The following is a 22,371-nucleotide window of genomic DNA, read 5'->3' on the forward strand; positions in this document are numbered from 1 at the left end:
GACTCGAAGTACTCCTCGAAGCTCTCCTACCGGATCAACACCCGGGACCGGCAACCGACACGGCGGATCACAGCCAAGGCCATCACGTTGCACACCGCGATAGTCCAGTAATCAAGCAACGGCATTGACCGGGAACATCGAAGTGGAACAAAATAGAGCACCGGCTGTTCTCACAGATCAGCATCAACTGGCGTGGTAGGCCCCTGACCAGCCACGAAGTCGTCGTCAGCACCATCGGATCGACCACGACACGCAGCGGGCTGTCCGTCCACGCCGAGCTCGACCCCGGCGCATACCCCACCGGCATCACCGTCCCCGACACCGTCATGGAACGCCTGCCCCTGACGCCGCACGAGTGGCACGGCACGTGGAACTACACGTTGCGCCCCGAACCGCTCGCTCCCGAACCGCCCCCGCCCAGCCCCGAGTTCGGGCGCTTTCCCACCGGGGACAAGCTCCCCGCCTGGCTGCGGCACCCCAGCCTCACCGGACTCGAGCCCGCCGCCTTTGACGATCTCGCCGTCCGCTACCGAGCCTGGCGTGCCGAGCACCCGCCGATCTTCCTGCCCGGCAAACGCCCCGACGGCGGCCCCGGCGCCGGCGGCAGACGACTCTCCGTCTCCGACCAGCTTGTCGTCTTCCTCCTCAAAAAGCGCTGGTCCATGACGAACGCCGTTCTCGCCGAGGCGACCAGCCTGGCCAAGAGCAGAATCGGCGCGACCCTCCAGGAGGTCGCCCCCGTGCTCACCGCACTCGGGCACAAGATCCCGGCCGGCGCCCTCACCATGACCACGGCACAACAACTCGCCGCGATCGCCGGGCACGACCCCACACCCCCGTAATCCCCACCAAGATCGACGAGTTATTGATCGGCAGGCCCCTGGGGCCACGGGCACGATGTTCGCCGCCCTCCACGGCGACTTGGTCCCGCACGCCTGGCGCGATCCCGGGTCGGAGCACGACGCCTACCAGTTGTTCCACCAACGGTCGCTCGCCATGAGCTGGCTCGACGGCACCGGGACTGACGACACGGGGACCGGCGCACCCGGCCTGTGGGCCATGAACGACGCCGGGTGGGACCACCCTCTCGCCGCCCCCGGCACGGAACTGGTCTCGTGGTTCCAGGTCGAGGCCGGTGCGATGCCCGGCGACCGGCCGCTGCCCGTGCGGCCGTTCCTGCGCTGCGCCGAGGACACCACGGCGCGCGTCGGCACGCTGCGCCTCTCCGCCGTACAGATCCTCATGCCGGTCGACGGGCTCGACGCCTCGTCGCGCCCGCCGTACGCGATCGTGCCGTCCATGCACACGGCCGACTGGTTCGCCGAGCGTGATCCGCGAGCGCGGACGCCGGTGGAGGTCGGCGTCAGCAGCGGTCGCGACCCGTCGCTCCCCGCCGCCGCGAAGCACCTCGCCGACAACCTGGGTCGCCTGGACCAGGACGTGTTCGTGTGCGAGTCCTACGACGTCACCGGCCGGGGCGGGACGGACGCGCCCCCCCCACCCCGCCGTTCCACGACAGCTTCTGGAACGGCCCGGCTGTGCAGGGCGTGGTGCTGCGCGGAGAACTCGCCGAGTGGTCGTGCGACGCGATCGGCTGGCTGGCTGGCCGAGGTCGTCGCCGACTCCGCCGCCCGACTTGGCGTCCGTACGCCGCTCCTGCTCACCGTCAGGCCGGCCCCGTCAACGGGCTGACCGGTGAGGGCTCCCAGACCGCGTAGTCCGCGAACGTACGCCGGTAACGGGTGTGCCGCGTGTCCTGCGTGTGCCTGCGCTGCCACTCCTCCACGTCTGCCGGACCCTGCCGTACGCCGGACTCCGCCCCGCATTCGCTCTCGTCGCCGGACACGCAGCGCGCCGCGTACTCCGGTTCGGCGGTCTGGTCCTGGACGATCGTGTACGGCACGTAGCGGAAGATCCGGCGGGTCACGCGCCGTGGTCCCGTAGCTGGTGGGAGCGGAGCAGTACGTTCGCGTCGGTCTCCCGGCTCCAGTCGAACCCGGCGCGTGCGGTGGCGCGTCGGGCGCCGAGTCCGGCGCACTCCGTACAGCCGGGGACCGGCACCGGCGGGCGGCACACCTCGTGGCTCGGCCCGTTCACCGGTTCCGCCCGGTTGCGCACGGCCTGGTCGTTCACCGCCCGTACCTTGGCGCTCAGTTGCTCGGCGGGAGTCGCGGGGCGTACGTCCGCCGGGACCGCCTCCCACTCCCGGCCGCCCCCGAGCGGGCGGAGCAGCAGATACGGGCCGACTTTCGCCCGGTACTCCCCGACCCTCTCCAACTCCACGTCGTACAGGACCGCTCCGGCCTCAGGGGCCGTACCCGCACAATTCCCTGTCTCCACGCGCTTCTCCTTTGGAGTGAGCAACTACCGGTTGTGGAGACAGCGTTGCGCTGCGTTGGGTAGCTTCACCAGGCAGAACGCCATGACCTGACCGAGGTCATGGGAGGTCGCCATGACCGCCTCCCGGTCATGACGGAGGAGGTTTGCGCATGACCGTCGAGACCGACCTGGCCCCCGACCCCACCAAGTCCCTCCTGGCCTTCTTCGGCACGGAGCTGGCCCGCATCCGCACCAAGATGGGCCTGTCCCAGGAGAAGCTCGCGAAGCTGGCCCACACAACCCAGTCCATGCTGTCGAAGGTCGAGTCGGCGAACCGGGTCCCGTCTCTGGACCTCGCGCGCGACCTCGACATCGCCTTGAAGACGGACGGCCACTTCGCGCGGCTGCATCCGCTCGTCATCCGGTATGCGTATCCGTCGTGGTTCCTGCCGTTCGTGGAGCTGGAGCAGGACGCCGTGTCCATCCGGTCGTTCGAGAACCAGGTCATTCCCGGGCTACTGCAGACCGAGGGGTATGCGCGCTCGATGCTCCTCGCAGTCCGGCCGGACAACCTCGACGACCTGGTGGCCGCCCGCATGACGCGGCAGGAGATCTTCGAACGCGCGGATCGCCCTCAGAGCTGGTTCATCCTGGACGAGTTCGCGCTTCTGCGGCACATCGGCGGTGAAGCCGTGATGCGCGCCCAGTTCGAACACCTACTGGAGGCGGGCCAGCACCCCCGCACGGTAATCCAGTTGATCCCTCGGACGGTTGGCGCGCATCCTGGGCTGGCAGGTCCGTTCGCGCTGCTCGGGTTCGACGAGGGCCCGGACGTGCTCCACGTAGACGGCTTCTCCCAGGGCCGCACAGCCCTTGGCCAAGACGAGGTGACCGAGGGGGTCCGAGCCTATGATCTGCTCAGGGCGGTGGCTTTGTCGCCCGACGCGTCGGCCGAGTTGATCCGCAGGCACCTGAAGGAGCTGGACACATGATCAGCGCAAGCGAGCTGTCTGTTGTGTGGCGCAAGAGCAGCTACAGCAGCACCAACGGCGGCAACTGCCTCGAAGTCGGGGAGGGGGTCGCCACTGTCGTCCCCGTCCGCGACTCCAAGGCCCCCCATGGCCCGGCCGTTCTCTTCGCGTCGGCCGCCTGGGCGTCGTTCGTCACCGAGGTCAAGGGGAAGTAGTCGCTGGCGGACCGGCCGGTGACCCCGCATTCCCTGGCCTTCTACCTGGACGTCGTCACCACCGGCACCGTGCTCGGCGTGGGCCCCTCGGATTCCCCCGGGCGCGTCGCCAAGGCCCTGGGGCCGGACTTCGCCGAGGACACCTTCGGTGACCGCAGCATGTGCCTCGGCTACGGCTTCGTCGAGTTCTTCTGGGACCGCGCTTGCGCCGACGGTCCCTGGTCGGGCCACCACTTCACCCTGCAGGTGCACCGGCTCGCGTACCGGAACCACGGCGACGTCCACGCTGCACTTCGTGCCCGGTACGGGCGGTTCACTCCCCGGCTTCGGTTCGAAAAGCTGCGGCGCCTACTGGCGCGGCTCGGCGTGCCCCTGCTGGAGATCCCGGAAATCCCGGACGCCGGTCCGTACTTCCGTACGTTCTGGCAGCCCGACTCCCGTGTGGCCATCACCGTCATAGGCACCTACGGCGAGCACTACACACCGGACAATCTGCGGGTCGGTGACGTGTACAGCGTCCACGGCCCGTTGGCTGCCAAGGAAGTGGAATGGCGGATGGCACAGGCCGGGCAGCAGGGCCGGGCGGCTTCCGGCGACGGCCACTGTCAAGGCCACGACAGCTGAGAACCGGCCAGAGCAACCGTCGCGCACAGCTCCTCCAGCGCCCCCGCCCACCCGTGGTCCGCCGGTGTCCCGTACCCCACCACCAGTGCGTCGGTCCGTTCGGCGGTCGACTCGGGGTGGCGGTAGGCGTCGAGGCCGTGTACCGCGAGCCGTCGCCGTGCGGCCTCCCGTACCACCGACTCCTCGGTGCCCGGCGGCAGTTGGAGGACCGCGTGCAGGCCGGCCGCGATGCCCGTCGCGTGGACGCCGGGTGCCCTGGCGGCCAGGGCCGCGACCAGCGCGTCCCGTCGACGCCGGTAGCGCAGCCGGGCGGCGCGCACCTGACGGTCGTACGCACCCGAGTCGATGAACTCCGCCAGCGTCAACTGGTCGAGCACACCGCACGACCAGTCGACCCTGCCCTTCGCCGCGATCACCTCGCCGACGAGGGACGGCGGCAGCACCAGCCAGCCCAGCCGCAGGCCCGGCGCCAGTGACTTGCTCGCCGTACCGACGTACACCACCCGGTCGGGGTCCAGCCCCTGAAGCGCGCCCACCGCCTGACGGTCGTAGCGGAACTCCCCGTCGTAGTCGTCCTCCAGGATCAGCCCGTCCCCGCGCCTCGCCCACTCCACGACGGCGGCCCGCCGGTCGGGGTGCAGCGCCTTGCCGATCGGGAACTGGTGAGCAGGAGTCAGCAACACAGCTTGCGCGTGTGCCAGTTCACCTTGGCCACCAGTCAACTCCTCAGTACGGGTGCCCAGTTCGTCGAGGCCGAGCGGTACCGTCCGGAGTCCCGCCCGCTCCAGCAGCCGCCAGTGCGCGTCCAGCCCGTACGACTCCACGGCGAGTGAGGGGAGCCCCCGCCCCCGCAGTACGGCGCCCAGCAGCATCAGCCCGTGCACGAAACCGGAGCTGATGACGATGCGGTCGGGGTGGGTGTGGACGCCACGGGCGCGCGCCAGATATCCGGCCAGTGCGGTGCGGAGTTCCACGCGTCCGCGTGGGTCGGTGTAGCCCAGGGCCTCGTTCGGGGCGTCGGTCAGGGCGCGGCGGGATGCCTTGAGCCAGGCGGCGCGGGGGAAGAAAGACAGGTCGGGGCTGCCCGGGATCAGATCGTGCACCGGCGGGAACGGTGAACGCGGGTGCCGGGTCGGACCGGCTGAGGGGCGGGGCACAGGACGTTCCGCGACGCTGGTGCCCGAGCCCTGGCGGGCGGTGAGCCAGCCCTCGGCGACCAGGTCGGCGTACGCGTCGGCGACCGTGTTGCGCGCGATGCCGAGGTCGGCGGCGAGGGAGCGGGAGGACGGCAGCCGGGTGCCGGGAGCCAGCCGGCCGCCGCGCACGGCTTCCCGGATCGCGTCCGTCAGCCCTCTGCGTACACCGGTGGCGGTGCCTGTGCCGGTGGCGGTGCCTGTGCCGGTGGCGGTGGCGGTGCCTGTGCCGGTGGCGGTGGCGGTGTCAGCCGGGTCGAGGTGGAGGTCGACTCCCAAAGTGGCCCATGATCTTGCCATGAAAATGGACCATACCCCTGGGCTACTCGACCCCTAATGTCGATGGCGTGACCACGTATGAAGAGAAGGAAGAGAAGTCCGCAGCCAGGACCGAAGAGAAAGCACCCCGCCTCGCCTGGGCCGAGCTCGCCCCCGATGTCTTCAAGGCCATGATCCGGCTGGACTCGGCGGCCAGGCAGGGTCTCGACCCGGTCCTCCTGGAGCTGGTGAAGATCCGGGCCTCGCAGATCAACCACTGCGCCTACTGCCTGGACATGCACACCAAGGACGCGCTCGCGGCCGGTGAGAGCGTGGAGCGGATCGTCCAGCTCAGCGCGTGGGAGGAGTCGGCGCACTTCTACACGGCGAAGGAGCTGGCGGCGATCGAACTGACCGAGGCGGTGACCGTCCTGACCGACGGTTTCGTACCGGACGCCGTCTACGAGCGCGCCGCCCGCCACTTCGAGCCCGCCGAGCTGACACACCTGATCGCCGGGATCACGGTCATCAACGCCTGGAACCGCTTCGCTGTGACGACCCGGATGGTCCCCGGGTACTACACACCCGGCACGCACGGCACACCCAGCACACGCGACGGCGCGAAGTGACGGCGGACGCCTTCCGGGCGCTGCACCAACAGCGCCCGCCCCACGACCCGTTGGTCCTGCCCGGCCCCTGGGACGCGGTCAGCGCACGGGAGTTCACCGCCGCCGGGTTCCCCGCGCTCGCGACAACCAGCGCCGGGGTCGCGGCCTCGCTCGGGTACGCGGACGGGGGCACGCCCGTCGACGAGATGTTCGCGGCGGTCGCGCGCATCGCCCGGTCCGTGGACGTGCCCGTGTCGGCGGATGTGGAGGACGGATACGGGCTTGCGCCAAGGGAATTGGTGGAGCGGCTGCTGGCGGCGGGCGCCGTCGGCAGCAACCTTGAGGACTCCCACGCGGGCGTCCTCAAGGACCCGCACGCGCATGCCGACCGGCTCGCCGAGGTGCGGGCGGCGGCGGGCGACCGGCTGTTCCTCAACACGCGCGTCGACACGTTCGCGTACGGCGACCAGGACCCCGAACGGGCTGCCGAACAGGCCGTCGAGCGGGCCGCGTTGTACATCGCGGCCCGCGTCGACTGCGTGTACCCCATCGGCGCCCCGCTCGCCGTACTGCCCCTGCTGCGGTCCGACATCGTGGGGCCGCTCAACGTGCTCGCCACACTCGGCGGCCCCTCACCGGCCGAGCTGGGCGCCCTCGGCGCGACCCGCGTCACCTTCGGAGTCGGCCTGCTGCGGCGGACGACCGGGGTGCTGCGGGAGATCGCGAGCGGGCTCAGGCAAGGGACGTAGGCCCGGACCCCGACACCCCCCACACCCCCACACTCCGTCACCCAGTCACCCCGTCGCCCTTCGCCTTCTTTCTGCTCTCGCGCACCGCCCGTCGCCGCTCCTCCTCCGCGTCCCAGCGGCGCTTCAACTCCAGGCTGCGTTCGCTGAGTTGGACCGGCTCGTCGTCCTCTTCCCGCCACAGGCCCTGTTCCTTGAGCCGACGTGTCTGTACGTCGACGGGCGGTTCGGGGTCGAAGTCGGAGGGGCGCGGGCCCTCGGGTCCGTCGGGGCCGACCCTGATCAGGCGCTCGACCCGGGTGACGCGGTAGCGGATGCCGTCGACGGTCGCGACGTTGGAGCGCTTCTCGTCGATGTGGTCGGCGATCAGGGCGTACTCCGCTGCCTGCTCCTCGCTCAGCCTCAGGGTGAAGGGGGCCATCACCCGCAGCCAGTAGGCGAGGGAATCCCGTGCGCCCTGGGGTGTGGAGTCGGAGGAGCCGGGGTTGTGCGCCCGCCAACTCCCGTCCACCCGCTCGGAGATCATGTAGACGGCGGGCAGCAGGACCCCGCCCGGGTGCGTGTGGAGTGCTCGTCGCGCCTCGTCCCGGACCGCCTGCGGTGCGCCGGGCGCGATGCCGACGAACTGGATGAGGTCCAGCTTGAGGATGCCGTCGGACAGCCCGGTGCCGGTGATCGGGTCGACCACGAAGCCCTTGGTGCGCGGTCCCACCCGGTACGCCTCGCCGACCTCCGCCGGGTCGGGGTCGGAGGGGCGGGGCGGCTCGGGCCCGTTCGGCCCCATCCGGACGAAACGGGAGGCACGCACGATCCGGAAGCGCTCGCCGCGCACCCGTACGTCGTTCACGACCTCCCGGTCCATGCGCACCGCCGCCGCCGTCCACTTGCGCCGGGCGGCCTCGTCCCCGGCGTCCTCCGCCTCGCTGGCGCGCAGCCGGAACACCGAGCCGAGCGAGTCCCGGGAGCCCTGCGGGGTGTCGCTGCCGTAGCCGTAGAGCTCCCAGCCGCCCGTCTCGCACTCCCTGGCGTGGAAGAACTCCGGGATGCCCAACCCCATCAGGTCGGGATACCGCCGCGCGGCCTCCCCCGCCTCCTGCTCCGCGAAGGCCGCGATCGGACCCTCCTGGGCGGTGACCCGGATCGTCAGATACGCCGGAACATCATCCCTGTAGTCGCTCATGCACTGAGCGTGCACACAACGGCCCTGGCCGACACCCGATTTCACCGAATTCAGGGGGTCTCAGCTGTGGAATCCTGTGGAATCCACACCCCGTCAATCCTGTCCCACCTCGTCGCAGGTGCCGCGAGGCGGGCAGAACCAGGCCAACGCCGTGGTGAGGAGTTCCAGTTCGTCCGCGCGGCCGTCGGAGTCCGGGCCGTACGCGGCGATGGCGTAGATGTTGCTGTCCGAGGCCACGAAACGCTCGTCGTAGACGTGCCAGGTGCCGGGGTCCGGCTCGCCCCGTATCGAGTCGGCCAGGTACTCCAGCCGGGTTGCCGTGAAGGTGCCGTTGTCGAGGGTCTGTCGGCGGAGCTCCGTGAAACCGGGCGCTTTCGCGGTCTCGTCCGAGAGGAACAGGTCGAACGACTTGGCCGGTGACGACTCCGACACCTGGTACACCTGGATCCGGTGAGTGCGGTCAGGACTGCGGTAGTTGACCACGCGAATGCCGTACAAGGAGGCCACCGTGGTGCGTGTCCACCCCGGGGGGAGTGCGATCCGGAAGCCCTCCCGGTCCGCGTACAACGCGTAGCCGACCGGCGGTCCGGAAGCGAACGCGGAGACGGATGCGGACGCGGAGGGCGAGACCGTGCCCTCGGTGGGCGCCCCGGCCGCGTCCGTCGGCTCCGACGTGACGGGCGTCGGGGATGCCGTGGACTCGCGAGCCGTGGTCGTCCGGTTGTCCTTGTCGTCGTCCCCGGGGCCGACCAGGAAGGTCAGCACCAGAGTCACGGCGACGCCGACGACCGCAGCCCCGATCAGCGCGGACCACATGAGCCGCCGTCTCTGGCCACCGGTGCCGGCGGGCGCGGCGGGCTGACCGACGGGCGGCCAGGACGCGTTCGACCCCACGGCGGTAGGCGGATGGCCGACGTCGTCCGTCCTGGCCTCTCCGGCAGCCGACGGGGGCCAGACGCCCTGCGCAGCAGCCCCCGGCCACCCGACGGGCGCGGACACCGTGGGCGCCTCGGCAGGCGCGGGCACAGGCGGCCACTCACCCGCACCGGCGGGACCGGCGGGTGGCGCGCCCGTCCCCACCGCCCCCGGCCACCCGGCAGGCGCGGACACCGCAGGCGCCTCGCCAGGCGCGGGCACAGGTGGCCACTCACCCGCACCGGCCGGATCGGCGGGTGGTGGCCCGTACACCGACGCGTCCGTCCCCGCAGGCCCCGGACCCGGCCCGTCCGGCAGGAAGTTCGGCCGAGGTGGTGGTGGCGGAGTCGTCGGAGCGGCGCTGCGGCTCCCGGCGTCCTCCCAGCGCTGCGTCTCCTCGTTCCAGTACCGCGATCCCCCGCTCATCGTGGTCCCCTCACATCCCCAGGAGGCCCGCCACGGCGCCGGCCGAGGCGAGCACGTTCAGCAGGGTCTGGGAGTCGGTGAGGAGCTCCCGCAGTCTTTCCCGGCGCGAAGGAGCCGCCCGGCCGGTTCGGGTGATCTCCTCCTCCGTCTCCTCCAGGGCCGTACGCAGTGCGTCCGTCTCCTCGCTGGCGCGCACCCGGGTCAGGTCGGCGCGCAACTCACGTACCGCCTTCAGGAGTTCCTCGGCCGCCTCGTCGCGCTGATGAGCCGTGCCGTGGTGGGCGACCGCACGTGCGTGGCTGCCGATGGCGAAGGTACTGTGCGAGACATCGCCGATGTTGACGTTCGGTTCTTTCGGTGGATTCAGTTCATTCGGTTCATCAGTGGCCATCGGTGCCGGATCCCGTCTGCGGCGCGGCGCCGCCGGTCGTGGAGGAGGCAGTGGCGTGACTGCCGATAGCGAAGGTGCTGTTGTCGACGCGGGCGAAATTGTTCGTCACGTCGCCGTTGTTGTTGATGGTGGTGATCTTCTGCATGAACTCGCCGGTCCGGTAACCGGATTCGGCCAGCGCGACCCGTACCCCGTTCGCCACCCGGTCCTGCACGTTCTTGAGGTAGCGCAGGACGTCCATCTCCTGGAAGTCGGACCCGAGGGGTACGGAGCCCAGCTCCCGCACGGACAGGCTCGGCCCGTCGGGCAGCGCTCGGGCGTACCCGCCGGTCAGCAGCCGCCAGACGTACAGCAGGCCCTTGCCGAGCGTCACCAGTGAGTGGGCCACGGAGCCGGGGACCTGGGCGACGGCCCAGGCCGCCTTGCCTAGCACGTTGTTGTGGCGGTAGCGGTGGGCGGCGCGGTCGGCGTTCTTGAAGTCCTCGCGCACCGGCGTCAGGACGTGCGGGGCGACCTCCAGGGTGAGCATGCGGCCCTGGGTGTGGATGCGCACGAAGACCGTGACGACCAGTTCCTCCTCCCAGCCGCCGACGCGGATGCGCAGGAAGTGCCGTCTCTTCTCGGCGCCCTCCTCGACAGCGCGCGCCCGGTGATCCTCGAAGGCCTGCGGGTGGTACGGCGCCTCGTCGCGCCGCAGGATGCCCTCGGCGGGCAGGAACACGCACTCGTCGATCTCCAGCCGGCGCAGCCGGTCGCGCCCGAGCTGACCGGCGTACTCGGCGGGCAGCCGCAGCTGTTCGATCAGCGGCCGGATCTTCTCCAGTACGACGCGGTTGCCGAGCGGCTGCTGCTTCTTCGTCTCGTCGGGCCGCAACTCCACGGCGAGGACCCACGTCTGGTAGGCGGCGCCCGCCCCTCGGAACGGCCGCGCCTCGTTGTACATGATCAACGGGGCGTGCTGTTCGAGCCGGATACGGTCCTTGAGCCGCTGGAAGCGCAGCCCCTCAGTCTGCTCGGCCGGGTCCGACGCGGCGTCCGGGAAGCTCTGCGGGGACAGTTCCGCGGCCAGCGCCTTGGCGAACCGGCCCCGCTGCGCGGCCACGCACAGCGCGATCAGGGCGAACATCGCGAACGTGATCCAGGCCTGCCAGGGATTGATCAGGCTGTCGACGTTGTCGCTGGACGGCACCAGTACGTCGGTCGCGCTCGGCGAGTCGGAGAAGCCGCTGCCGCCGTACAGGCCGGAGTCGTACGAGCCGGAGGACGAGCCGCTCGACGAGTCGTCGTCGAGGGCGCCGAACGCGACGGCCGCCGTGAAGAGCAGCAGCGCCGCGAACAGGAACCGGCCCCACCAGCGGAGCAGAAAGGCGGGCAACAGCCGGTACAGGGGCGGGTGCGCGGCACGACCCCGGATCCAGGACGCGACCGCGATGTACACGATGGGGAGCAGGAAGAAGGCCAGCAGACCGCCGGTCAGCAGCGCGCCGATCGCCCACAGACCCAGGATCGCCCCGGCCCACATCAGCTCCTGGCGCCTGGCCCGCAGGGCGTGCGCGAGGACGCGGGCCGCGTCGAAGCCGAGCGAGGGCGCCACGATCCGCTGTTCGTTGAGGTGCAGTTCCTCGATGACCTGGTCGCGGTATCCGGAGTCCAGATAGGTGCCGGCGCACAGCAGCCGGGTGGCCTCACTGGCGTGCGGTGGTGTGGGCTCCGGTGCGGGCGGTACGGCTGGTGTCGGCTGTGGTTGCTGCGGCACGTATGCGGTACTCACGCGACTCCCCCGATGCGTGTAACGACCCTTACCGAAGGGCCAGTTGACAACCCATCAGCATAGAGGGACGGGCGTTTCGGGGACAGCGGATTGTCAGGGCCGGCGGGCCGTGCTCGCGCGGGAGGAGCCGGCGCGGGAGGAGCCGGACACGCCCGAGCCCCGTCCGGCCGAAGCCTGAACGGGGCTCGAGAGCAGGGCGCTCGAGGCTCAGATGAGGCCGAGGCCGCGCACCGCGTCGCGCTCCTCCGCCAGCTCCTGCACCGAGGCGTCGATGCGGGCGCGGGAGAACTCGTTGATGTCCAGGCCCTGGACGATCTCGTACACGCCGTCCTTCGTGGTGACCGGGAAGGAGGAGATGAGGCCCTCCGGGACGCCGTACGAGCCGTCGGACGGGATGCCCATGGAGGTCCAGTCGCCGTCGGCCGTGCCGTTGACCCAGGTGTAGATGTGGTCGATGGCCGCGTTGGCGGCGGAGGCGGCCGAGGACGCGCCACGGGCCTCGATGATCGCGGCGCCACGCTTGGCGACGGTCGGGATGAAGTCCTCGGCGAGCCACTTCTCGTCGTTCACGACCTCGGCGGCGTTCTTGCCGCCGACGGTGGCGTGGAAGATGTCGGGGTACTGGGTGGCGGAGTGGTTGCCCCAGATCGTCAGGCGCTTGATGTCGGCGACCGTCGAGCCCGTCTTCTTCGCGAGCTGCGTCAGCGCGCGGTTGTGGTCGAGGCGGGTCATCGCGGTGAAGCGCTCGGCCGGTACGTCCGGAGCGGCGGCCTGGGCGATCAGCGCGTTGGTGTTGGCCGGGTTGCCGACGACGAGGATCTTGATGTCGTCCGCGGCGTTGTCGTTGATGGCCTTGCCCTGGGGCTTGAAGATGCCGCCGTTGGCCTCCAGGAGGTCACCGCGCTCCATGCCCTTGGTACGGGGGCGGGCGCCGACCAGCAGGCCCACGTTCGCGCCGTCGAAGGCCACGTTCGGGTCGTCCGTGATGTCGATGCCCTGGAGCAGCGGGAAGGCGCAGTCGTCCAGTTCCATCGCGGTGCCCTCGGCGGCCTTGAGCGCCGGGGTGATCTCCAGGAGGCGGAGCTTGACCGGCACGTCCGCGCCGAGCAACTGGCCGGAGGCGATGCGGAAGAGCAGGGCGTAACCGATCTGGCCGGCCGCGCCGGTGACGGTGACGTTCACGGGAGTGCGGGTCATGGCGTTCTCCGTAGGACAGCTGGCGGTGGGGCGTCGCTGCCCCGGTTCGGATGATCGATCTCTTGGCGTCAAGAGAGATCCGCCGTCAGGCTATCGCGCATCCGGGATCTCGGATGTACGGGTCCCGTGTGGCCCACCCCACAGAGCCGGGTTCGCGGAGTCGCGTTCGCCGTGCCGAGTTCAGAGTGTCACGGCAAACGACGGCCGCTCGTCCGGGGGGAGGGGAAACGAGCGGCCGTCGCACGGGGACCGACGTTGCCGGACTCCATGGGGGTACTTCCCCGTCTGCCCCGAACCGGGCCGGGCATTCCCCTCGTACGGCGATTCCGCGATCCGTACGAGGGGAAGGTGCCGTGGCCCCGCGCCCTGCTGCGTGCGGTCCTACTGCGTGCAGCCCTTCTGCCCGGTCGCCTTGAGCGTGACGCACGCCGTCGCGTCGCCCGCGTCCTTCACGGCCACCATCGGCGTGTACGCGTCGGTGTCCGTGTCGACCGCGCCGGCCTGCTTCGCCGCGCCGGAGGCGGTGACGTCGACCCGGTCGCCCGGGGCGGCCTGGGTGATGCGCGCCCACGCCGCCTGGCAGGTCTTGCTGTAACGGACCTCGACGAGCGTGGTGCCGACGGTGACGCTGTTGGCGGTCTGCGCCAACTCGCCGCCGCAGCCCATGTTCTCCGGGTCCTTGCCGGTGCACGCGGCGCCGCTGCACTTCACACCGATCGGCAGGTCGGTATTCGCGTCGGCCGAAATGGTCGGCGACGCGCTCGGCTTGCTCGCCACCGGCGTGTCGTCGCCCCGGTTGGTGAACCACCAGGCCGCCGCGACCACCACCGACGCTCCCACGACGCCCGCGAGGAACATCGTGAGCCGCCGCTTGCGCCGCGAACCGCCGGATCCGCCGCTACCGGCCGGCCGGGCGTCCTGCGGCGGCCCGCCGGGTACGCCGGGCACGCCTGCGGGGGGCGTACCGGGAGTCCAGGGCGGCGCGCTCGGAAATCCGGGCGCCCCCGACGCCCCGGAAGGTCCCGAGGTCGAGGCCGGGCGCCCCCCGGCGCCGCCTCTCGACGCCGGTCCCTGGTACCCGGCCATGCCCCACGAGTTGCTCTCGGCCGAGACGGAACTCGACGAACTCGCGGAACTCACCGAGCCGCCGGAAACACCGCCCCGGGCCGCGCCGGCCCGCACGTCGCCCGCCGAGTCGCGGGTCTCCGTGGCCGTCGGCTGCGGCGGCACGGTCGGGGAGACGCCCGCGGGTCCGGCGATTCCCGGAGTCACCGTCGCGCTCCGGGCGGCCCGCCCACTCTTGCCGCTCCCGTTCTTCGTCTCGACGGCGGGCGCCCCGAACTCCCCCAGCGCGGCGCGCGCCTGAGAGATCCGGATCGCCTCCATCGTCATGTCGTGGCGCATCTCCGAGCGGCTCCAGGCGCGCTCGGCCAGCTCCCACATCGTGGTCAGGTGCACAGGATTGGTACCGGTGACCTCGGCCAGGGCGACGATCGCGCCCTTGGGCGCGAGCAGCCGGCCGTTGAGATAACGCTCCCACGACGTCTTGCTGTAGCCCGTGCGGTCGGCCACCGCCGCGATGTTCAGGCCGCTGCGGTCCACGAGCCTGCGCAGCTGGCTCGCGAACTCCCTGACCTGCGGATCCAGTTCATCCGGCAAGGCCCTCCAACGAGGCATTGCTTCCCCCCTCATTCCCCCCGGTCGTGCTGGCTGTTCTCCCGTGCGCGGTGCCGCGGATCCCTTGGCCGAATCGTCATCTTGACTGTCTTGACTACCCACACGGATGCGCCCAGTCAGGATCTCGGTTCCCGGGGTGGGGGCGCACGGGAGCATTGTCGGGCCTGGAGGTGCACCGTTGCACGCCCCCGGTCCACGGTCCAGTGTTCCACCGACAGCCCCCACCGCCGACCGAACCCCTGGATAACGCACGGGACACCCCGGACCGCCCCGATTGACCACATTAACCCTGTCGCGTTGCACCCCGGTTGCGATTCCTCGAACTTATCGACACATCGCCCCACAGAAAGCACAAGAAAGGTCACATCGGACGCATGGATGCCACATTCCCTCAACGTCGTCAACCAAAAGCGACAGCGCCGACCACCGCGACAAGCGCGAGCACCAGTACGAGGAGTACCGCGACGAGCAGCACCCGCCGGGAAGAGTCCACGGGCACCTCCTCGGAAGCCCCGGAAGACCCGGTTCCGGACCCGGACCCGGACCCTGAACCGGACTCCACCCACCACGGAAGGGTGGGCACCTCCTCCTCGTACACCCCGTCCTGCTGCTCCTGCTGCCCCGGCTTCGCCGGATCCGGAGCCGGCGGCCGGGGCCAGGCCTGGACCGCCAGCTCCCAGCGGACGCCGAAGCGCTCGGCGTCGGCAGGGGCGAGGCCCGCGACCCGGCACAGGGCGGCTATCGCCTGCCGGGGCGGCGGCTGGGTCGCGTTGAGGTACCGCTGCCAGGAGGACTTGCTGTACGCGGTGCGCGCGCCCAGCGCGGCCAGGCTGAGCCCGGTGCGGTCCTTCAGGAGCCGCACCTGCTCGACGAAGTGCCGCACCTCCGGCGGCAGATCGTCCGGCAGCGGCTGCCAGGCGCTCATCGCGCGTCCTCCTCGACGTTCGTCGGCCGGTCCGAGGCATTTGACGACGTCAGAGGGCGGAACGGTTCCCGCCGGGTCGAAGTACGGTCTAGGTCCTACCCGTCCTGGCTGTTGATCGTGTAGTGCAGCGTGTCGTCCAGGAACGGGATCGTCAGCCACGGCTTCGGCTGCGCCATCATCGCCAGCAGCACGATGGCCGTACCCAGCACCGTGTACGTGACCATGTCCGTGAACCGGGACCGTACGGCGAGCATGCCGACGTCCGGCACCACCCAGCGCAGTACCGCACCGGCCAGCAGCGCGGCCCCGATCAGCAGCAGTCCGTACCGGAACACGTCGAGCGCGGTGATCAGGAGCCCGACCCCGACCGTGCCCAGCACGACGAGGATCGGCCACTGCCGCACCGGCGCCGGCGCGTCCCCCGGAGCCGCCCGGCCGCCGCCCTCGGGTCGCGCGGTGTCCCGCGTGAAGAGGGGGAAGCGACGCGTCGTACGCCGGGGACGCCCCTCGGCGTCCGGCGCGCTGACGGGGTCGACGACAGTGGGCTCGGGCATCTCATCGGGCATCTCATCGGGCATCTCACCGGATGCCGGCGCGGGCGCCGACGCGGGCGCCGCCCGCCTGTCCTCCGCCTCAGCCGGCACTGCGCTCCGCCGCCTCGACCACGTTGACGAGCAGCTGGGCGCGGGTCATCGGGCCGACCCCGCCGGGGTTCGGGGAGATCCAGGCGGCGACCTCGGCGACGTCCGGGTGGACGTCGCCCAGGATCTTGCCCTCGTCGTTGCGCGAGACACCGACGTCGAGGACGGCGGCGCCCGGCTTCACGTCCTCGGGGCGGACCAGGTGGGGTGAGCCCGCGGCGGCGACGATGATGTCGGCGCGGCGGAGGTGGGCGGCCAGGTCACGCGTACCCGTGTGGCACTGCGTCACCGTCGCGTTCTCGCTGCGCCGGGTGAGCAGCAGCGGCATCGGGCGGCCGATGGTGACACCGCGGCCGACGACCACGACCTCCGCGCCCTTGATCTCGACGCCGTGGCTACGGAGCAGGGTGAGGATGCCGTTGGGGGTGCAGGGCAGCGGGGCCGGCTCGTTCAGGACGAGGCGGCCGAGGTTCATCGGGTGGAGGCCGTCCGCGTCCTTGTCGGGGTCCATGAGTTCGAGGATGCGGTTCTCGTCGATGCCCTTGGGGAGGGGCAGCTGGACGATGTAGCCGGTGCAGGCGGGGTCCTCGTTCAGCTCGCGGACCGCGGCCTCGATCTCCTCCTGGGTGGCCGTGGCGGGCAGTTCGCGCTGGATGGACGCGATGCCCACCTGCGCGCAGTCGCGGTGCTTGCCGGCGACGTACTTCTGGCTGCCGGGGTCTTCCCCGACGAGGATCGTGCCGAGGCCGGGCGTGACGCCCTTCTCCTTCAGCGCCGCCACGCGGGCGGTCAGATCGGACTTGATCGCGGCTGCGGTGGCCTTGCCATCGAGAATCTGGGCGGTCATGCCCCCATCCTCGCGGATGACCGCCTCCGGGTTCCAATCAGGGTTCCGATCGGGGTTCCGATCCTGGTTCCGATCGGGGATCCCACCGACATATGCGACGCCCATGCGCGTGATCGTGGATGTTGCACTTGCACAACACATGCACTATGCGGCTGGACAAGCACAAGCCAACAAAGAACGATAAAGCGACAGGCAGCACAGTGCCGCGGGCAGGGCCGGGGGGCGGACCGCATCTGTACAACACCTTCCTCCGTTCGGTGCCTCGCGTCGTCCCCGCACTTGACGCAGACGGAGGAAGACCCGCCATGAGTTTCGGCGATCCGAACAACCCCTACGGCCCGCCCCAGCAGCAGCCCCAGCAGCCGGCGCCCGGTTACGGCTACCCCCAGCAGACCCCACCCCAGCAGCCGGGCTACGGCTACCCGTCGGCCCCGCCGCTCGGCCAGCAGGGGTACGGGCAGCCGGGCTACGGGCAGCAGGGTTACGGCGGCTACCCGGGCGGCCCGCTCACCATGCCGGGCAATGTGAAGGCCGCCCGCGTGATGCTCTTCGTCATCGGGGGCCTCCAGGTGATCGGCGCCATCCTCATCGCGCTGTCCGCGGTCGCGATCAACGCGGCGAAGAACGACCAGCAGCTGAAGGACGACGTCGACTTCCAGCAGCTCGCCGACTACTCGTCCGGCGCCCTGTGGGCCGTCACCGCGGTGGCCCTCGCCTGGGGAGTCTTCGCGATCGTCCTGGGCGCGAAGTTCGGCAGCGGCGGCAGCGGCATCCGGATCACCACCATGGTGTTCGCGATCATCACCGCCGTCCTCGGCATCTACCCGTTCATCGTCGTCGGCCTGATCCACACCGTGCTCGCGATCCTCGTCGCGGTGTTCGTCGGCAAGTCCGAGGGCGCGGCCTGGTTCAACCGGGCGAAGTAGCCGGCGGCCGACCGGTAGGCACCGGTCATCCGCTGGTCCACGCCGCTCCCCCTCAAGGGCCGTGTCCCACCCCGCACAGGGGGAGACACGGCCCTGATGCGTCGTACGCCAGGACCGGCTCAGCCGCAGCTGCCGGAGATCCACTTGTGGGAGCGGACCTTGTAGGTGCCGGCGAGGTTGCCGCCGTGCTGCTGGCGGGTGCAGCCGACGCGGTCGCTGTAGTCGGCGCCCAGGTAGTAGGCGACCCCGGTGGACGAACCGGTGCCGGCGTTCCACACCGACTTCACGTTCGTCGTGGCGGACCATGAGCAACGGGTCGAGCCGCCCTGCCAGTCGGGGTCGGCGACGTCCCACGAACACTTCTGGCCGGTGAAGTTGGCGCCCGTCCAGAAGCAGATGTCGCCGCTGGCACAGTCGACGGCGGTGGGAGCGGCCTGTGCGGCCGAAGCGGACGTGGGCACGGCGAGGGCGGTGGCCGCCGCCGCGCTGACGGCGAGGACCGCGAAGAGCGGCTTGAGGCGGCGCGGCCTGCGTACGGAAAGTTTCATGGGCCTGATCTCCTTGGGTTCGTCGACCGTTGCGTCGAGCGATACGTCGAGCGACGCGTCGACCGGTGGTACCGACCGGTGCTCGGACGGCCCGACGCTGACAAAGCACCCGCCCGCCGGGCAAGGAAATCGGGCCCAATGGGATGCCGGGACGACGGGACGGCGTTCACATGGCACGTTCGGAGATCGTTGGAACGGCCATGGGACGGAGTGCGTGGCACAGTGGCCCGGCTACTGGAGCGTCTGACCAACGTGCCATGGGGGGAACAACCATGCCCGCACACCCGGAATCCGAACAACTCGCCGCGATATTGCGTGCGTTGAAGAGCAGATCAGGACTCAGTTACGAAGCACTCGCCAAGCGGACCGACATCCCCGGCTCCACCCTGCACCGGTACTGCAAGGGCACCTCGGTGCCGCAGGACTACGGAAGCGTCCACCGCGTCGGCACGGTCTGCGGCGCGTCCCCCGACGAACTCCGGTCACTGCACCGGCTGTGGGCACTCGCGGACACGGCCCGGCTCAAGGAGAGCGGGGAGGAGAGTGGGGAGGGGACCGGGGAGCCGGAGGGCGCGGTGCCGGACCCTGCCGTCGAGGAACCCGCGACGCCGGACCCCGTCCCGACCCGCCGGACCCGCTACCCCGTGGTCGCCGCCGCGGTGGCGGCGGTGTTGACGGTCGGTATCTCGGCCTGGGTGCTGTCGACGGAGGAGGCGTCCTCCGCCAACGGTCCCGACGGACGCGTGCTGTTCTCGGCCGCCTGCCGTTCGGTGGTGGCCATGGGCCAGCACGACACCTGCGTACACGAGGTGCAGCAACTGCTGCACGACAAGGGCGCGGACATCGGCGTCGACTCCGACTTCGGGCCGCAGACCCTGCGCCGGGTCACCGCGTTCCAGGTGTTCGCCGGCCTCCCGCCCAACGGTGTCGTGGACGACGCGACGAAGAAGGCGCTGTACTCGTCGTCGAAGGTACGCATGAACGTGTGGTCGCCGGAGAAGGTGCGGCAGCGCATCCGGGCGGTGTTCAAGGAGGCGCCCGACAAGGCCGTCGCCATCGCGGACTGCCAGTCCTTCCTGGATCCGCTGCACATCCTGCCCAACACCAACGGCACCCGTAACTGGGGCGTGTTCCAGATCTCCGACGCCCGGCTGCGCGAACTGGGCGGCACACCGCGGCAGGCACTGGACCCGGCGTGGAACATCGAGGCGGCCGAGCGCCTGTGGAGCAAGGACCACGACTTCCACGACTGGCAGCACTGCGAACGAGCGGCCGACGCCGCGACATCGCCCTCGCCCTCGCCCTCGCCCTCGCCCTCGCCCTCGCCCTCGCCCTCGCCCTCGCCCTCGCCCTCGAAGAGACCCTGAGCACTCCCGTAGTAAGTGGGGCGGTCACCGGCGGCCGTCGACAAGTTCACGCCAATGCCGTGCCACACCCGCACAAGGGGAGACACGGCTCTGGTGCGTCGCCCTAGTCTGACTCCGGTAGCCGCGAGGTCCTGGGGAGACTCACCTTGTACAGCATCATCGTGGTACCTCCGCCGACCACGGAGGCCGAGCGACGAGACGTCCGCTTCCGGCTCGCGCCCGGCGAACGTCTCACGTTCGGCCGGTCCGCGACCGACAACGATCTGGAGATCCCGCACGAGGGTGTCTCCCGCGCCGCCGGTGAGATCACCGCGCAGGGCGCCTTCTGGATACTGAGCAACCACAGCGGGTCCCAGACGTACGTCGTCGAGAACCCGGAGGGCGCAGGTGAGCACGTCAAGGTGGGCCCGGGGCGGCTGGACGCGCCGATCCCCTTCGAGTTCTCCCGGATCGTGCTCCCGGCGGCCGGTGACCTGCTCCCGATGGAGGTGTGGGCACCGCGCCACGACTACCGCGACCCGTCCGCCGGCCCGCCCGGGGCGACGACGGCCCCCGCCTTCTCCATCGACCGCACGAAGCGCTACTTCGCGGTCCTGGCCGCCCTCTGCGAGCCCCGGCTGCGCGGCGCCCCACACGCACCGCTGCCGACGGTGGACCAGGTCGCCGATCGACTGCGCCCCAACTGGCCTGCCGCGTCCCGCACTTCGGTGCAGTGGAACATCGACTACCTGGCCGTGAAGCTGCGCCTCAAGCCCAGCCCCGACGAGGCGGACACGGGTCCGCGCCTCAACGGCAAGAAGGCGTCCCTGGTATCGCTGGCGCTCCGCTTCGACCTCGTACGAGAGGACGACCTGACCGTGCTCACCAGAGCGCCGGGCCCGGTGGAGCGGTGATGCCGGAGACGTACGCGGTGACGGTGCCCAGGGGCTACCGGGTGGGCGCCTGGGAGGTAAGAGAGCCGATCGCGACGGGGGCGTTCGGCAGCGTGTACGAGGCCCGGCGTGTCGGCGACGGACAGGGCGCGGGAGGGGACGTGGTCACCGCCGGTGCGCCCGAGGAACTGCCCCGCACCGCCGCCCTCAAGTTCCTGCCCACGGGCACCGGTACCCCCCGTCACCTCGCACACCTGCGTGAACTGGCGGACCGTGAGCTGAGGTTGCACCGCAAACTGAAGCGCCCCCGGCTGATCCGCATGTACGAGACGCTGACCGTGGACGACCCCGCCCACCCGGACCTGGACGGCGCCGTGGTCCTCGTACTGGAGAAGGCGGAGGAGTCCCTGGCTTCCCTCCTCACCCGCACACCGGGCCCGTCGGCGCCGCAGGGCCCGGCCCTTCTCGCGCAGATCTGCGAGGGGCTGGTCCAACTGCACCGGGCGGGCTGGGTGCACGGGGATCTGAAACCGGCCAATGTGCTGCTGATGAGGGACGGTTCGGCGCGGCTGGGCGACTTCAACATGGCCGCGGAGCTGGAGGGCACGCACGCGTACACGCCCGCCTTCTCGACCCCCGACTACACGCCTCCGGAACTCCTGTGGTCGGAGATCGGTGAGCGGGGCAGCCGGATACGTCCGTCGGCCGACATCTGGGCCTTCGGCGTGCTGGCCCACCTGGCCCTCAGCGGCTCCTTCCCGCTCCCCGGCGGCACCTCCGCCGCCCGCCGGGACGCCGCGGTCGCCTACGCACGCGGCTCGGAGGAGCTGCGCCTTTCTCCTCAACTCCCGGACGCCTGGCGGGAGATCGTGCGGGACTGTCTGGCCCCGACGCACCAGGAGCGGGTCGGCGGAGAGGCTCTGCTGCGGCGGGTGGCGGCGGTGGCCGGCACGGGCGGGCGTGCGTCGCGGCTGCCACGGCTGTTTTGGCCGTTCGCGCGGCGCGGGCGTCGGTCGGCACTGGTGCTCGGCGGGTCGGCCGTCGCCACCATGGCCGTCGCGGCGCTCGGATACGGCGTCAGCACCTGGGCGGGCGACGACAGTCCGGCCGGGAAGGAAACCGAGCGGAGCGCGGAGGTCACCGCCGCCGCGTACGGCACCGCCGACCTCCGCGCCGACCGGGGCATCCCGCCCGCCTACCGCCTGCTGATCGTCGAGACGGCGCACGACTGCTCACAGAGCGGCGTCACACCCTCGCTGATCGCCGCCATGCTGAAGGTGGAGAGCGACTTCGACCCGGACCTGTCCGACCCCGCCAAGGACGAGTACGGCATCGCCCGTTGGACCCCGAGCGTGCTGCGCTGGTGGATGAGCGACGACGGTACGCCCGAGGAGGAGGTCCCCGAACCCCCCTTCCCGCCCGCCGAGTCCATTCCGGCGATGGGCCGCTACCTGTGCTGGATCGCGCCGCGGCTGGAATCCGGCCTGCCGGGCGACCGCCGGGTGCTGATCGCCGCCGGGTACCGCACCTCGTACAAGACAGTGAACGACGCGGGCGGAGTTCCCCCGAGCAACCGCTTGTACGCCGACCGCGTCGCTCACTACCTCAAGGAGTACACGCCACCGGGGAAGAAGTGACCCTGAGAGTTCCGAGGTATCCCCGCACACACACGAGTACTACGCGGACAACCTGTCCGAAAACTTCTTCAGCAGCGGCCCCATCGTGGACAACAACATCCGCTCGCACCGCTGGGT

General features: G+C 70.8%; 23 protein-coding genes and 1 pseudogene. 11 read left to right on the top strand and 13 right to left on the bottom strand.

Annotation, left to right across the window (positions count from 1 at the left end):
- Positions 1-128: 128 nt before the first annotated feature.
- A pseudogene (locus G3I71_RS41270) lies at positions 129-842 on the top strand (ISAzo13 family transposase); the annotation flags it as partial.
- A gap of 55 nt (positions 843-897) precedes the next feature.
- Positions 898-1,692, top strand: a complete 795-nt coding sequence (locus tag G3I71_RS41275) for a hypothetical protein (protein WP_239149661.1) — start codon at positions 898-900, stop codon at positions 1,690-1,692.
- Here G3I71_RS41275 and G3I71_RS41280 read toward each other — a convergent pair.
- A complete protein-coding gene (locus G3I71_RS41280) occupies positions 1,667-1,927 on the bottom strand; it encodes a hypothetical protein (protein ID WP_164323388.1) in 261 nt (86 codons plus the stop codon). The genes G3I71_RS41275 and G3I71_RS41280 overlap by 26 nt on opposite strands.
- On the bottom strand, positions 1,924-2,340 hold the full coding sequence (locus G3I71_RS41285; RefSeq protein ID WP_164323390.1) for a hypothetical protein: 417 nt from the start codon (positions 2,338-2,340) through the stop codon (positions 1,924-1,926). The genes G3I71_RS41280 and G3I71_RS41285 overlap by 4 nt, the downstream gene beginning before the upstream one ends.
- A gap of 149 nt (positions 2,341-2,489) precedes the next feature.
- Here G3I71_RS41285 and G3I71_RS41290 point away from each other — a divergent pair, with 149 nt between their 5' ends.
- The 3 genes from G3I71_RS41290 to G3I71_RS41300 are packed head-to-tail and all read left to right on the top strand — an operon-like array spanning position 2,490 to position 4,129.
- Entirely contained in the window at positions 2,490-3,311 is an 822-nt protein-coding gene (locus tag G3I71_RS41290; RefSeq protein WP_164323392.1) for a helix-turn-helix transcriptional regulator, read from the top strand.
- On the top strand, positions 3,308-3,505 hold the full coding sequence (locus tag G3I71_RS41295) for a DUF397 domain-containing protein (RefSeq protein ID WP_164323394.1): 198 nt from the start codon (positions 3,308-3,310) through the stop codon (positions 3,503-3,505). The genes G3I71_RS41290 and G3I71_RS41295 overlap by 4 nt, the downstream gene beginning before the upstream one ends.
- An 18-nt stretch (positions 3,506-3,523) precedes the next feature.
- On the top strand, positions 3,524-4,129 hold the full coding sequence (locus G3I71_RS41300) for a hypothetical protein (protein ID WP_164323396.1): 606 nt from the start codon (positions 3,524-3,526) through the stop codon (positions 4,127-4,129).
- Here the strand turns inward: G3I71_RS41300 and G3I71_RS41305 are convergent.
- The gene (locus tag G3I71_RS41305) at positions 4,111-5,622 is read right to left on the bottom strand and encodes a PLP-dependent aminotransferase family protein (RefSeq protein WP_164323398.1); all 1,512 of its coding nucleotides are present in this window, start codon (positions 5,620-5,622) and stop codon (positions 4,111-4,113) included. The genes G3I71_RS41300 and G3I71_RS41305 overlap by 19 nt on opposite strands.
- Positions 5,623-5,669: 47 nt before the next feature.
- Between G3I71_RS41305 and G3I71_RS41310 the strand changes: the two genes are divergently transcribed.
- Positions 5,670-6,209, top strand: a complete 540-nt coding sequence (locus G3I71_RS41310; RefSeq protein WP_343243235.1) for a carboxymuconolactone decarboxylase family protein — start codon at positions 5,670-5,672, stop codon at positions 6,207-6,209.
- Positions 6,206-6,937, top strand: coding sequence for an isocitrate lyase/phosphoenolpyruvate mutase family protein (locus G3I71_RS41315; protein WP_164323400.1), 732 nt, complete (start codon positions 6,206-6,208; stop codon positions 6,935-6,937). The genes G3I71_RS41310 and G3I71_RS41315 overlap by 4 nt, the downstream gene beginning before the upstream one ends.
- Before the next feature lie 37 nt (positions 6,938-6,974).
- On the opposite strand, the gene G3I71_RS41320 is transcribed toward G3I71_RS41315, so the two are convergent.
- The 9 genes from G3I71_RS41320 to G3I71_RS41360 form a co-directional block, all read right to left on the bottom strand.
- On the bottom strand, positions 6,975-8,114 hold the full coding sequence (locus G3I71_RS41320) for a DUF5954 family protein (RefSeq protein ID WP_164323402.1): 1,140 nt from the start codon (positions 8,112-8,114) through the stop codon (positions 6,975-6,977).
- Between the two features lie 93 nt (positions 8,115-8,207).
- Positions 8,208-9,455: a hypothetical protein gene (locus tag G3I71_RS51800; protein ID WP_239149662.1), complete on the bottom strand. Its 1,248-nt coding sequence runs from the start codon at positions 9,453-9,455 to the stop codon at positions 8,208-8,210.
- A 10-nt stretch (positions 9,456-9,465) separates the two neighbouring features.
- Positions 9,466-9,846 carry a hypothetical protein gene (locus G3I71_RS41330; RefSeq protein ID WP_164323405.1) on the bottom strand — a complete coding sequence of 127 codons (381 nt, stop codon included), beginning with the start codon at positions 9,844-9,846 and terminating at the stop codon, positions 9,466-9,468.
- Positions 9,836-11,617, bottom strand: a complete 1,782-nt coding sequence (locus tag G3I71_RS41335; RefSeq protein WP_164323407.1) for a hypothetical protein — start codon at positions 11,615-11,617, stop codon at positions 9,836-9,838. Before G3I71_RS41335 ends, G3I71_RS41330 begins: the two co-directional genes overlap by 11 nt.
- A gap of 207 nt (positions 11,618-11,824) precedes the next feature.
- Positions 11,825-12,814, bottom strand: coding sequence for a malate dehydrogenase (locus tag G3I71_RS41340; RefSeq protein ID WP_164323409.1), 990 nt, complete (start codon positions 12,812-12,814; stop codon positions 11,825-11,827).
- Between the two features lie 381 nt (positions 12,815-13,195).
- Positions 13,196-14,473 (bottom strand): XRE family transcriptional regulator, encoded by a 1,278-nt coding sequence (locus G3I71_RS41345; protein WP_164323411.1) that lies wholly within the window; start codon positions 14,471-14,473, stop codon positions 13,196-13,198.
- 418 nt (positions 14,474-14,891) lie between these two features.
- Entirely contained in the window at positions 14,892-15,416 is a 525-nt protein-coding gene (locus G3I71_RS41350; RefSeq protein WP_164323413.1) for a helix-turn-helix transcriptional regulator, read from the bottom strand.
- Between the two features lie 95 nt (positions 15,417-15,511).
- Complete coding sequence (locus tag G3I71_RS41355) at positions 15,512-15,970, bottom strand: DUF3017 domain-containing protein (RefSeq protein WP_343243236.1); 459 nt, start codon at positions 15,968-15,970, stop codon at positions 15,512-15,514.
- 79 nt (positions 15,971-16,049) lie between these two features.
- On the bottom strand, positions 16,050-16,904 hold the full coding sequence (locus tag G3I71_RS41360; RefSeq protein WP_164323417.1) for a bifunctional methylenetetrahydrofolate dehydrogenase/methenyltetrahydrofolate cyclohydrolase: 855 nt from the start codon (positions 16,902-16,904) through the stop codon (positions 16,050-16,052).
- A 305-nt stretch (positions 16,905-17,209) separates the two neighbouring features.
- Between G3I71_RS41360 and G3I71_RS41365 the strand changes: the two genes are divergently transcribed.
- A complete protein-coding gene (locus tag G3I71_RS41365) occupies positions 17,210-17,830 on the top strand; it encodes a hypothetical protein (RefSeq protein ID WP_164323419.1) in 621 nt (206 codons plus the stop codon).
- 119 nt (positions 17,831-17,949) lie between these two features.
- Here G3I71_RS41365 and G3I71_RS41370 read toward each other — a convergent pair whose 3' ends face one another.
- A complete protein-coding gene (locus G3I71_RS41370; RefSeq protein ID WP_164323421.1) occupies positions 17,950-18,378 on the bottom strand; it encodes a peptidase inhibitor family I36 protein in 429 nt (142 codons plus the stop codon).
- A gap of 272 nt (positions 18,379-18,650) precedes the next feature.
- Here G3I71_RS41370 and G3I71_RS41375 point away from each other — a divergent pair, with 272 nt between their 5' ends.
- The 3 genes from G3I71_RS41375 (at position 18,651) to G3I71_RS41385 (ending at position 22,254) form a co-directional block, all read left to right on the top strand.
- Positions 18,651-19,745, top strand: coding sequence for a helix-turn-helix domain-containing protein (locus tag G3I71_RS41375; protein WP_164323423.1), 1,095 nt, complete (start codon positions 18,651-18,653; stop codon positions 19,743-19,745).
- A 146-nt stretch (positions 19,746-19,891) separates the two neighbouring features.
- Positions 19,892-20,638 (top strand): FHA domain-containing protein, encoded by a 747-nt coding sequence (locus tag G3I71_RS41380; RefSeq protein ID WP_164323425.1) that lies wholly within the window; start codon positions 19,892-19,894, stop codon positions 20,636-20,638.
- Positions 20,638-22,254: a serine/threonine-protein kinase gene (locus G3I71_RS41385; RefSeq protein WP_164323428.1), complete on the top strand. Its 1,617-nt coding sequence runs from the start codon at positions 20,638-20,640 to the stop codon at positions 22,252-22,254. The genes G3I71_RS41380 and G3I71_RS41385 overlap by 1 nt, the downstream gene beginning before the upstream one ends.
- Positions 22,255-22,371: the final 117 nt, after the last annotated feature.

The sequence above is a fragment of the Streptomyces sp. SID12501 genome, from assembly GCF_010550245.1.
In the GTDB taxonomy this organism is placed as follows: domain Bacteria; phylum Actinomycetota; class Actinomycetes; order Streptomycetales; family Streptomycetaceae; genus Streptomyces.

What these genes read in the sequence shown, in the direction of transcription:
- G3I71_RS41275 (WP_239149661.1), top strand. Translation starts at nt 898, where the DNA reads ATGTTCGCCGCCCTCCACGGCGACTTGGTCCCGCACGCCTGGCGCGAT.
- G3I71_RS41290 (WP_164323392.1), top strand. Translation starts at nt 2,490, where the DNA reads ATGACCGTCGAGACCGACCTGGCCCCCGACCCCACCAAGTCCCTCCTG.
- G3I71_RS41295 (WP_164323394.1), top strand. Translation starts at nt 3,308, where the DNA reads ATGATCAGCGCAAGCGAGCTGTCTGTTGTGTGGCGCAAGAGCAGCTAC.
- G3I71_RS41305 (WP_164323398.1), bottom strand. Translation starts at nt 5,622, where the DNA reads ATGGCAAGATCATGGGCCACTTTGGGAGTCGACCTCCACCTCGACCCG.
- G3I71_RS41320 (WP_164323402.1), bottom strand. Translation starts at nt 8,114, where the DNA reads ATGAGCGACTACAGGGATGATGTTCCGGCGTATCTGACGATCCGGGTC.
- G3I71_RS51800 (WP_239149662.1), bottom strand. Translation starts at nt 9,455, where the DNA reads ATGAGCGGGGGATCGCGGTACTGGAACGAGGAGACGCAGCGCTGGGAG.
- G3I71_RS41330 (WP_164323405.1), bottom strand. Translation starts at nt 9,846, where the DNA reads ATGGCCACTGATGAACCGAATGAACTGAATCCACCGAAAGAACCGAAC.
- G3I71_RS41340 (WP_164323409.1), bottom strand. Translation starts at nt 12,814, where the DNA reads ATGACCCGCACTCCCGTGAACGTCACCGTCACCGGCGCGGCCGGCCAG.
- G3I71_RS41350 (WP_164323413.1), bottom strand. Translation starts at nt 15,416, where the DNA reads ATGAGCGCCTGGCAGCCGCTGCCGGACGATCTGCCGCCGGAGGTGCGG.
- G3I71_RS41355 (WP_343243236.1), bottom strand. Translation starts at nt 15,970, where the DNA reads ATGCCCGAGCCCACTGTCGTCGACCCCGTCAGCGCGCCGGACGCCGAG.
- G3I71_RS41360 (WP_164323417.1), bottom strand. Translation starts at nt 16,904, where the DNA reads ATGACCGCCCAGATTCTCGATGGCAAGGCCACCGCAGCCGCGATCAAG.
- G3I71_RS41365 (WP_164323419.1), top strand. Translation starts at nt 17,210, where the DNA reads ATGAGTTTCGGCGATCCGAACAACCCCTACGGCCCGCCCCAGCAGCAG.
- G3I71_RS41370 (WP_164323421.1), bottom strand. Translation starts at nt 18,378, where the DNA reads ATGAAACTTTCCGTACGCAGGCCGCGCCGCCTCAAGCCGCTCTTCGCG.
- G3I71_RS41375 (WP_164323423.1), top strand. Translation starts at nt 18,651, where the DNA reads ATGCCCGCACACCCGGAATCCGAACAACTCGCCGCGATATTGCGTGCG.
- G3I71_RS41385 (WP_164323428.1), top strand. Translation starts at nt 20,638, where the DNA reads ATGCCGGAGACGTACGCGGTGACGGTGCCCAGGGGCTACCGGGTGGGC.